This is a genomic window from Halococcus salsus (assembly GCF_009900715.1).
Taxonomy (GTDB): domain Archaea; phylum Halobacteriota; class Halobacteria; order Halobacteriales; family Halococcaceae; genus Halococcus; species Halococcus salsus.
This window is the reverse complement of record NZ_JAAAJC010000002.1, coordinates 466,007-472,564: the sequence shown is the minus strand read 5'-3', so window position 1 is coordinate 472,564 and position 6,558 is coordinate 466,007. Positions and strand designations below refer to the sequence as shown.

Sequence of the window (6,558 nt, the reverse complement as noted above, 5' to 3'; positions counted from 1 at the left end):
TGAGTGGAACGAACGAGCGAGGAGCGCAGTCGGCTGGGGAGGCTCGTGGCTGTCGCGGGGCGGTGGCGGTGCGGTCTCTCGTTTGCACCAGCGTTCGGAATCGGCTCCGTAGTTATTCGAAAATCAACTCCGACTTGAATTGTTTCACGAACCCTCGCTTATCGGGCTAGCAGTTCGGCTCTGAGTTCCTGCGGCCCATCGACCACCACGTCCGCCGCCGAGAGGTCGAGGGTCCGGTCGCTCCCGCCGCGATAGCCGATGCAGGTCGTCCCGGCGGCCGTGGCCGAGGCGACCCCGTTGGTCGAGTCCTCGACCGCGACACAGTCGGCGGGGTCGACGCCCACCGCCTCGGCAGCGTGGCGGTAGATGTGGGGCTCGGGTTTGCCGGGGCCGTCGATCACCTCGGCCGAGACCGTCGCGTCGAAGCCCGCGAGGTCGAAGCGCTCGCGGACCATCTCGATCCACTCGGGCGGCGAGGAGGTCACGATCGCGGTCCGAACCCCGCGGTCCCGGAGCGTGCCACAGAGGTCGCGAAAGCCGTCCATGAGGTCGGCGCGTTCGGTGTAGAGCTCCGCGGCGCACTCCTCGTAGATCTCCTGGAGTTCGTCCGTGCCGACCGCCGCGTCGTAGTTCTCGGTGAGGTACTCGGCGATCTCCTTATAGTTCATCCCGGTGATCTCGCCGGGATCGAGCCCCGAGACCTCCGCCGCGGGAAGGATCCGCTCCTCCTCGTACTCGGCCCAGTAGCGTTCGGAGTCGACGATGACGCCGTCCATGTCGAACAGCACCGCGCGGAGTTCGGTCATCGACCGGCCGGAGGTGGCCGGCCGGAAAGTGGGTTCCGGTGTCGACAAGGGTCTTCCCGGTCGCGCACCGAGCCTCGACGGATGGCCACCCACGAGAACGCGGGCTTCCGTCGGCTCTTCGCCGGTGACGGGCTCACTTTCGGCACCGGCTTTCCGTTGACCGGGGTCAACGAGTCCGCTCCGCCGGTCGCGGACGAACTCGCGCTCGCCGAACGCGCCGAGGCGCTCGGTTTCGACGGGCTCTGGGTGCGCGACGTCCCGACCTATTGGCCGAAATTCCGCGACGCGGGCCAGACCTACGACCCGTGGGTCTGGCTCGGGCAGGTCGCCGCCCGAACGGACGACATCGCGCTCGGCACCGCGAGCGTCGTCCTCACCCTCAGACACCCGCTTCACGTCGCGAAGTCCGCCGCGACGGTCGACCGGCTTTCCGATGGACGGCTGGTGCTCGGCGTCGCGACCGGTGACCGCCCACCCGAATTCGCCGCCTTCGACGTCGACACGGACGACCGCGCGGCGCTGTTTCAGGAGGGTACCGACCTCCTCCGCGCCGCGTGGGGCGAGTCGTTCCCCGAACGCGAGACCCGGTGGGGAGTGCTCGACGGCGACCTCGACGTGACGCCGAAGCCCGTCGCGGGGTCGATACCGCTGCTCCCGACCGGCAACGCGCGCCAGTCCGTCGAGTGGATCGGTGCGCACGGCGACGGCTGGCTGTTCTATCACCTCCCCGAGGCCACCCTCGAAAGCTACCTCGAAACCTGGCGCGAGCAGGGTGGACAAAAGCCGTTCGTGATGGTCGTCACGGCCGAGATCGCCGACGACCCCGAAGCGGGTCCCGAACCCGTCAATCAGGGCTTTCGCGCCGGGCGCGAGTGGTTCGTCGAGTACTTCCGCAACCTCGAATCGAAGGGGGTCGACCACGTCCTCGTCGGCGGCGTCGGCGACGACCCCGAGCGCTGGTTGACGCGCTTCGCCGGCGTGATCGAGCGGGTTCGAGTTTAAGTACGGGAACGCGACCACCCCTCGTATGCCCCACGCTATCCGGGTCTTCGCCGGCGACTGCACCGTCACCACGACGGGCTCCCGGGAGAGCGACCTCCGTGGCGAGGTCGTCGTCCTCCTCAAACCCGACAACACCGTGCTGGTCCACGACCGCGACGGCTACCAGCCCGTCGCGTGGCTCACGCGCCCCGAGAGCCTGGTCTACGACGGAACCGCTGACGGAGCGTTCTCGCTCACCGCCGTCGACGACGACTCGCGGCTCGACATCACTGCGAACGAGGAGTACGGCCTCGGGCGGTATCCCGCCTCCCGCGCGGGGACGCCCGTGGGAACCTGCCCCGATTGCGACGGCGTACTCACCCGCGCGAACGGTGCCGTGACGTGTCTCGACTGTGCGGCACGCTACGGGCTGCCCGCGGGTGCCGAGATCCTCGACGAAACCTGTCCGTCGTGCGGCCTGCCGACGATGCGCGTCGAACGCGGCCGGGAACTCACACTCTGTATCGACCGTGAGTGTCAGTCGCTCGACGCGGCGGTCACGGCGGCGTTCGATCGGACCTGGGATTGTCCGGACTGTGACGGGAGCCTCCGGATCATCCGGAACGGCAACCTTCTCGCCGGCTGTGAGAACTACCCCGACTGCGAGACGGCGTTCGCCTTCCCGACGGGTGTCGTCGACGGCGAGTGCGACTGCGGGCTGCCGGCGTTCGAGACCGCCAGCGGCCGGCGGTGTCTCGACGCGACCTGTGAGCGCGCCGGCTGACGTTCGTCCCCTCCCGCCGCGCCCGACCGCAGGCCACTTGTCGCCTCGCGGCCCGTTTCGGCCATGGACGCCACGCTCGATGGCGACGTCGTTCGCGCCGGCGGCGACGCCCGCCAGCGGTTCTACGACTCGCGGGGCTACGGCCGGCCCACCGGGTCCGGGGTCGCGCTCGCGCCGGTCGAGGCCGCCCACCTCCTCTACCGCGACGACCTCGATACGGTCGATGGCATGGGACTCCGGGAATTTCTCACCACGGACGACCGGCTCGTGGTCAGGTTTCTGGTCTACAAGGACTTCCGCGAGCGCGGGTTCTACCTCTCGCCCGCGCGCGACGGCTGGGTCGAGAACCCCAGTTCGGCCGCGGACCTCGTGGTCTACCCGCAGGGAAAGGGGCCGTGGGACGACGAGGTTCGCTATCGGATCCGGGTGGCGGGCGAGCGCGAATCGGTTCCGGCGACCGACCTCGGTGACGTCGTTCTCGCGGTCGTCGACGAGGAGAGCGAGATTACCTACCTCGAAACGAGTCGTCCGACCATCGAGGGGAGCACCGACTACGATCCCTCGCGTGCGTCGGGCGAGATCCTCGCCGACCGGGTCGTGCTCTGGGACCCGCCGGAGGACCTCTACGAGCGCGGCTTCTTTGGCCAGCGCCTCGCGGGTCGCGGGGCCGAGGGCGGGCCGCTCCAGCTCTCGCTGGTCGAAGCCGCCTATCTCGCCCGCGAGGGAGTCCTCGATCTCGACGTCGAGCCCGCCGCGGTCGTCGAGCGCGGGCGCGAGGTCGAGGGCGAACGGTTCGACCGTCGGCTCGCGGTCTACGCGGCGCTTCGTTCGAAGGGGTTGGTTCCCAAGACAGGCTTCAAGTTCGGGGCGGACTTCCGAACCTACTCGACGGTCGAAACGGTCGAGAACCTCGGGCACTCCGAGAACCTGGTTCGGGTGCTTCCGGCGGGCTACGCGTTCGGGCCGCGCGAACTCTCGCTCGACGCCCGGCTCGCGGGTGGGGTCCACAAGCGAACGGTTTTTGCGCTGACGGGCTCGAACGATACTATCGACTGGCTCGCCGTCGAGCGAATCCGCCCATGACAGACCCAGACCACGACGCACGAGCGCCGGACCGGCCTCGGCCCGATGGAGGAACCGCCACAGGAGCCGACGGAACGACGCTCGACCCGTGGGGCTCCTCGACGGTCGAGGACTACCGCAACCTCTTCGAGGAGTTCGGGATCGAGGCCTTCGACGACGTGCTGCCCGGCGTCCCCGCCCCGCACTACCTGATGCGTCGCGGGGTCATCTTCGGCCATCGGGGCTACGGACGGGTGCTCGACGCGTTGCGGAACGACGACCCCGCCGCGGCGCTCTCGGGGTTCATGCCGACCGGCGACCCGCACATCGGCCACAAACTCGTCTTCGACGAACTCATCTGGCATCAGGAGCGCGGCGCGGATACCTATGGACTCATCGCCGACCTCGAAGCCCACAGCGCCCGCGGGCTCTCGTGGGCGGAGATCGACGAGCACGCGCGGGACTACCTCCTGAGCCTGATCGCGCTCGGCTTCGACCCCGAGGCGGGCGAACTCTACCGGCAGTCGGACAACCGTCCGCTCCAGGACCTCGCGTTCGAGCTCGGCATCGAGACCAACTTCTCGGAGCTCGAAAGCATCTACGGTTTCGGCGGCGAGACCGACGTCTCACACATGCAGTCGGTCGTGACCCAGATGGCGGACATCCTCTATCCCCAACTCGACGAGCCGAAACCAACGGTGATCCCTGTGGGACCGGACCAGGACCCACACGTCCGGCTCTCGCGCGACCTCGCGGCCCGAATGGGGTACTTCGGGGTGACGGAGGCCTACGCGAGCTTTGAGGCCGACCCCGCCGAACGCGCGCTGCTCGCCGAGGCGTTCGAGGCGCTCTCCACATCCGACGAGGACGACCCCGTCCGGTGTATCGCGGCCGCCGACTGGCTGGCCGAGCGCGCCGACGGCTCCCCGGTCCACGATAACACGGTCGAGAAGCTCCGGGCCGCCGGCAAGGAGCCCCTTCGCCCGCGAACCCGCTTTCTCGACCGCAACGCGACCGATGATGCCTTTTCGGCGCTCATCGAAGCCGTCGAGGGCGAGAAACGGGTCTACGAGGGCCACATCGACAGCTTCGATCTCTCGCGGGACGAGGCCGAATCGCTCGCCAGCGAAGTCGAACTCGACCACGGCGGCTACGGCTTCGTCGCGCCGTCCTCGATCTACCATCGCTTCATGACCGGCCTCACGGGCGGCAAGATGTCCTCGTCCATCCCGGCGAGCCACATCAGCCTGCTCGACGACCCCGAGGATGGGTACAACAAAGTGAAATCGGCCACGACCGGCGGGCGCGAGACCGCCGAGAAACAGCGTGAACTCGGCGGGAAGGCCGACGAGTGCCCCGTCTACGAACTCTATGCCTACCTCCTCGCCGCGGACGACGACGAGTTCGCGACGACGGTCTATGAGGAGTGCACCGGCGGCGAACGGTTGTGTGGTGGCTGCAAGGAGCAGGCCGCGGAGTTGATGCGCGAGTTCCTCGAAGAGCACCAGGAGAAACGCGCGGAGGCCGAGGACCTTCTTGCGGACCTCGACATCGACCTCGACAGCCCGCGCGCGACGTAATTTCTTTCCGCGTCTCAGAATCGCATCGAGCTTTCTGACAGCGTCTCAAGGTTTGTTCGAGTGTCGACAGTCGATTTACCGCAGTATCCCGACGCAAACGAGAACCGCAAACCGCCCCGCCCCGCGACAGCCACGAGCCTCCCCAGCCGATTCGTTCGCTCCCGTCGGTCGCTCACTCATCCCTCGCGCGTTCTCCGGCCTGCGGCCGGATTCATCGCGCGCCACCGCCTTCCGCAGCGGTGTCTGAAGCGGGGTCGTTCGTTTACCCGTAGCTCTCCTCCTCGTAGTAGAGATCCGAGATCCCGAGCGGTTCGACGACGTTCCGGACGCTCTCGCACATCGCGCCGATGCCACAGACGTAGACCTCGCTGTTGCCGGGGTCGATCCGCGCGTCGATCTCGTTGGCCGGGTCGCTGCCGACGAACTCCTCGGTCTCGGGCGGGAGCGAGTCCGTCTCGGCCTTCTCGGGGTCGACGTACTTCAGGAGGGTGTGCTGGACGTACTCGGTCTCGCCCTCCCAGTTCGAGAGGTGCTTCTCCCGGCTGCAGGTCATCACGGGGTGGAAGTTGTCGTGCTCGTCGGCGAGTTTCAGGAACTCCTCGCGGTAGGGCAGGTCGTCCTTCCACGACGATCCCACGAACAGCCAGACGTCGCGTTCGGTCCCGTCGTACTCGTCGAGGTCCTCCTCGAAGGTGTAATCGATCATGCTCTTGAACGGGGCCGCGCCGGTCCCGGTGGCGACGAACACCAGATCTCGATCGGTCGGGTCCTGGAGCATGAACTCGTCGCCGTAGGGGCCACGCAGGAAGAGGTCGTCTCCCTCCTTGGTGCGGTCACAGAGGTCGGGGGTGAGGTGGCCGCCGGGCACCCGCCGGATGCAGAGCTCCATGTCGTCGGCGTTCGGCGAACTCGCGATCGAGTAGACCCGCGGCTCCTCCTCTTCGTAGCTGATCCGGGCGAACTGGCCCGGCACGAACTCGAAGGGTCGCTCGGGCCGGAATCCCAGTTGAAGCAACGAGGGATACGAGCGCTCGGCGCGTTCGCGGAGGGTGTCGACGCGCGAGCGCATCGCCGTCGCCACCGACTTCGCGCCCGACTCGCGGAGCGCGTCGATCGCCTCCTCCCATCCCTCGGCGTCCTCGGTTATCGGTCCGGGCGGCGAATCGATGTCGAGCCGCTCGACGAGGGTCTCGCGGTCGTCGTCGAGCACCGTCTCGATCTCGTCGATGCGGTCGCGGTCCATCGGTTCCGCGCGGGTCACCACCGCGTGCTGGTTCTCGATCCCGGCCTCGTCGGCCAGCTCTTGGGCACGGCGTTTGGACATTTGTTGTCTATCCACTCTCGC

Annotated in this window: 6 protein-coding genes; 4 read left to right on the top strand and 2 right to left on the bottom strand. The window is 68.0% G+C overall.

Features of this window, described 5'->3' with window-relative positions:
• Window positions 1-158 precede the first annotated feature (158 nt).
• Entirely contained in the window at window positions 159-806 is a 648-nt protein-coding gene (locus GT355_RS09480) for an HAD family hydrolase (protein WP_192927994.1), read from the bottom strand.
• Between the two features lie 81 nt (window positions 807-887).
• On the opposite strand from GT355_RS09480, the gene GT355_RS09475 reads away from it, so the two are divergent.
• The 4 genes from GT355_RS09475 to GT355_RS09460 all read left to right on the top strand — a co-directional run bounded on the left by GT355_RS09475 (window position 888) and on the right by GT355_RS09460 (window position 5,213).
• Window positions 888-1,808, top strand: a complete 921-nt coding sequence (locus GT355_RS09475) for a TIGR03571 family LLM class oxidoreductase (protein ID WP_160134406.1) — start codon at window positions 888-890, stop codon at window positions 1,806-1,808.
• A gap of 25 nt (window positions 1,809-1,833) precedes the next feature.
• Window positions 1,834-2,571 carry a topoisomerase DNA-binding C4 zinc finger domain-containing protein gene (locus GT355_RS09470; RefSeq protein ID WP_160134405.1) on the top strand — a complete coding sequence of 246 codons (738 nt, stop codon included), beginning with the start codon at window positions 1,834-1,836 and terminating at the stop codon, window positions 2,569-2,571.
• Between the two features lie 63 nt (window positions 2,572-2,634).
• Window positions 2,635-3,654, top strand: coding sequence for a tRNA-intron lyase (gene endA, locus GT355_RS09465; protein ID WP_160134404.1), 1,020 nt, complete (start codon window positions 2,635-2,637; stop codon window positions 3,652-3,654).
• Window positions 3,651-5,213, top strand: coding sequence for a tryptophan--tRNA ligase (locus GT355_RS09460; RefSeq protein ID WP_160134403.1), 1,563 nt, complete (start codon window positions 3,651-3,653; stop codon window positions 5,211-5,213). The genes endA and GT355_RS09460 overlap by 4 nt, the downstream gene beginning before the upstream one ends.
• A 262-nt stretch (window positions 5,214-5,475) precedes the next feature.
• Here the strand turns inward: GT355_RS09460 and GT355_RS09455 are convergent, their stop codons facing one another.
• The gene (locus GT355_RS09455; protein ID WP_160134418.1) at window positions 5,476-6,537 is read right to left on the bottom strand and encodes an FAD-binding oxidoreductase; all 1,062 of its coding nucleotides are present in this window, start codon (window positions 6,535-6,537) and stop codon (window positions 5,476-5,478) included.
• Window positions 6,538-6,558: the final 21 nt, after the last annotated feature.